General features: G+C 72.6%; 2 protein-coding genes and 1 pseudogene. All 3 read right to left on the minus strand.

What is annotated here, in order from left to right:
* A pseudogene (locus tag GL263_RS24195) lies at positions 1–251 on the minus strand (hypothetical protein); the annotation flags it as partial.
* 308 nt (positions 252–559) lie between these two features.
* Positions 560–1513, minus strand: coding sequence for a 23S rRNA (guanosine(2251)-2'-O)-methyltransferase RlmB (rlmB, locus tag GL263_RS24200; RefSeq protein WP_182857870.1), 954 nt, complete (start codon positions 1511–1513; stop codon positions 560–562).
* Between the two features lie 92 nt (positions 1514–1605).
* Positions 1606–3006: a cysteine--tRNA ligase gene (gene cysS, locus GL263_RS24205; RefSeq protein ID WP_182857871.1), complete on the minus strand. Its 1401-nt coding sequence runs from the start codon at positions 3004–3006 to the stop codon at positions 1606–1608.
* Positions 3007–3085: the final 79 nt, after the last annotated feature.

The raw sequence follows: 3085 nt of genomic DNA on the forward strand, positions 1-3085 counted from the left end.
GTGTCGGCCAGTGACGACGCGACCGCCGGGGACTGCCGGAGTTGCCGGGGGGCGAACGCGCCCGCCGAGGCGCCGGCGTGGGAACCACCGGTCGGCGGCGTACCGAGCATGACCCGGAAGCTCACGTTCTTGACGATGACCTGAGCTGGGTCGCTCGGCACCTTGACCGAACTCAGCACCGGTTGCTCGTCGGCGAAGCCGGCCGGGCGTCCCCCGGTGGGCGTGCGGGGTGTTCTGGTGTCCACACTCATCTAACCGAGTGACGGACCTTTAAGACACTGCCTTGACCGCGCCGATCTGTCCGCGACCCGTCAAAGCTTGGTCAAGCCTTCGCGGTCCGCGTTCACCCGGGCGGCTCGGAGCCGTCCGGGGGGCCCGGGCGCGTCGCACAAACCGAGCGTGCGGCGGGTTCTCGAAGCGGCGTTCGAGATTTCCGGGTGTACACCGGAGTGCGCGCCCCGCGCCCGGGCGGGGGCCCACGCCCTCCGGCGTGGGCCGCTCACGCCCAGCGCGGGCCGCTCACACGCGGCGCGGGGGCTCGTACGCGGCGCGGGGGGACTCACGCCCTCCGGCGGGCGGCCTCGTAGAGGACGACGCCCGCGGCCACGCCGGCGTTCAGCGACTCGGCACCGCCCGGCATGGGGATGCGCACGCGCAGGTCGCAGGTCTCGCCGACAAGCCGCGAGAGGCCCTTGCCCTCGCTGCCGACGACCACCACGACCGGGCCTTCCAACGCGTCCAGCTCGTGCAGTTCGGTCTCGCCGTCGGCGGCGAGACCGACGACGGTCAGACCGGCCTTCTGGTAGGTCTCCAGCGCCCGGGTCAGGTTCGTCGCGCGGGCGACCGGGGTGCGGGCGGCGGCGCCCGCCGAGGTCTTCCACGCGCCGGCGGTCATGTGCGCGGCGCGGCGCTCGGGCACCACGACGCCGTGGCCGCCGAACGCGGAGACGGACCGGACGACGGCGCCCAGGTTGCGGGGGTCGGTGACCCCGTCGAGGGCGACGATCAGCGGGTCCTCGCCGTCGTCGAGCGCGTTCGCGACGAGGTCGTCGGGGTGCGCGTAGTCGTAGGGCGGCACCTGGAGGACAAGACCCTGGTGGTTGAGGTTGTTGGTCATGCGGTCCAGCTCGGCCCGGGGGGCTTCGAGCAGGTTGATGCCGCCGCGGTCGGCGGCGAGCTTGAGGGCGTCGCGCACGCGGTCGTCGTTGTCGATGAACTGCTGCACGTAGAGGGTGGTGGCGGGCACACCCTCGCGCAGCGCCTCGTAGACCGGGTTGCGGCCGACGACCAGCTCCGCCGTGCCCTTGGGTCCGCCGCGGCGGGGGGCGGGGCGGCCGGTGGCCTTGCGGGCGCGGGCCTGGGCGGCACGCTGCTTGGCGTGGCCCTTGCGCATCTCGGCGGGCGGCGTGGGGCCCTTGCCCTCCAGGCTGCGGCGCCGCTTGCCGCCACTGCCTACCTGCGCGCCCTTCTTGTTGGACGTGCGGCGGTTGCGCCGCTGGCTGTTGCCGGCCATGAGGTGGTCCTCGTCTTTCGGTGTTCGTGAAGTCTGTGGGTGGCGGCCGGGTGGGGCCGCCCGGGGCCGGGGCGTGCGGGACGCCCGGGACGTCAGTGGCGTCCCAGCTCCCATCGGGGGCCGGCCGGGGTGTCCTCGATGACCAGGCCGGAGCGCTGGAGTTCGTCGCGGATGGCGTCGGCGGTGGCGTAGTCCTTGCGGGCGCGGGCCGCCTGCCGCTGTTCGAGTACGAGGCGGACGAGGGAGTCGACGACGTCGTGCAGTTCCTCGCTCTGCCCGTCGCCGGCCGCACTCCAGTGTGCGTCGAGCGGGTCGAGGCCGAGCACGCCGAGCATGGCGCGCAGCTCGGCGAGCGCGGTGGCGGTGGCGTCCTTGTCGTCCGCGCCGAGGGCGGCGTTGCCGTGCCGAACGGTGTTGTGGACGACGGCCATCGCCTGGGGGACGCCGAAGTCCTCGTCCATCGCGGCGGCGAACTCGGCGGGCACCTCGGCGGCCGGCTCGACCTCGCCGACCTGCTCCACGGCGCGCTGGACGAAGCCCTCGACGCGGGAGAACGCGGTCTCCGCCTCGCGCAGCGCCTCGGGGCTGTACTCGATCATGGATCGGTAGTGCGGGGTGCCGAGGTAGTAGCGCAGCACGACGGGACGCCAGGTGCGGACCATCTCGGCGACGAGCACCGAGTTGCCGAGCGACTTGCTCATCTTCTCGCCGCTGAGCGTGACCCAGGCGTTGTGCAGCCAGTGCGCGGCGAAGTCGTCGCCGTAGGCCTTCGACTGGGCGATCTCGTTCTCGTGGTGCGGGAAGACGAGGTCGACGCCACCGCCGTGGATGTCGAAGGCCGGGCCGAGGTACTTGTGGGCCATGGCCGAGCACTCCAGGTGCCAGCCGGGGCGGCCGGGGCCCCAGGGGGTGTCCCAGCTGGGTTCGCCGGGCTTGGCGGACTTCCACATGGCGAAGTCGCGCGGGTCGCGCTTGCCGGTCTCGCCCTCGCCGGCCGGCTGGCGGAGGTTGTCGAGTTCCTGGCCGGAGAGCGAGAGGTAGTCGGCGTAGGAGCGGACGTCGAAGTAGACGTTGCCGTCGGCCGCGTAGGCGTGGCCGCGGTCGATCAGTTCGCGCATCATCTCGATCATCTCCGGCACATGGCCGGTCGCGCGCGGCTCGTAGGTGGGCGGCAGGCAGCCGAGCGCGTCGTAACCGTCGTTGAACGCGCGCTCGTTCTCGTAGCCGATCGCCCACCAGGGCCGGCCCTGCTCGACCGACTTGGTGATGATCTTGTCGTCGATGTCCGTGACGTTCCGGACGAACGTGACGTCGTAGCCGCGGTAGGCGAACCAGCGGCGGATGATGTCGAAGTTCAGGCCGGAGCGGATGTGGCCGATGTGCGGCTGGGACTGCACGGTCGCGCCACACAGGTAGATCGAGACGCGGCCCGGGATCAGCGGGGCGAAGTCACGGAGCCTGCGGGTGCTGGTGTCGTACAGCCGAATGGTCACCCGACAAGGGTAGTGGAAGCCGGGCGGGGCTCACGCCAGACGTCGCCGGGCCGGGGCGCGGGCGGAGCGGGGCCTCGGG

Origin of the sequence: Streptomyces durbertensis, from assembly GCF_014156695.1 — a bacterium.
GTDB lineage: Bacteria > Actinomycetota > Actinomycetes > Streptomycetales > Streptomycetaceae > Streptomyces > Streptomyces durbertensis.

Bases quoted from the DNA above. Each gene is read 5' to 3' on its own strand.
- rlmB (WP_182857870.1), bottom strand. From the start codon at position 1,513: ATGGCCGGCAACAGCCAGCGGCGCAACCGCCGCACGTCCAACAAGAAG.